The sequence below is a fragment of the Burkholderia sp. SIMBA_062 genome (assembly GCF_046534765.1).
GTDB classification, from domain to species: domain Bacteria; phylum Pseudomonadota; class Gammaproteobacteria; order Burkholderiales; family Burkholderiaceae; genus Burkholderia; species Burkholderia ambifaria.
Window position 1 is genome coordinate 1 of record NZ_JAWRYD010000518.1, and the last position, 245, is coordinate 245.

The window sequence follows — 245 nt, forward strand, 5'->3', positions numbered from 1 at the left end:
CCGTTCCGCGTCGTCCATCGAGCCGAACCACAGGCGCCCTTCGGTATCGACATGCGCGTCGTTGAGCCGGTTGCCGGGCAGACCGCTTTCAACCGGCACGCACAACACGAAGCGCGCGTTTTCCGGCGTGAAGCGATGCAGCCCGCCCTGCAATCCGCAGACAAAGCCGCCGTCCGCGTGCGGCAGCACGAAACCGGTTTGCGCGGGCGCCTCCCAACTGCTGCGCTCGCCGCTTTCGGGTACAT

The 245-nt window shown here is 66.9% G+C and carries 1 protein-coding gene; it reads right to left on the reverse strand.

The features are described 5' to 3' along the window. Positions 1–245, reverse strand: a 245-nt coding sequence (locus SB786_RS37290; RefSeq protein WP_410731723.1) for an SMP-30/gluconolactonase/LRE family protein, incomplete at both ends; no start/stop codon positions are given.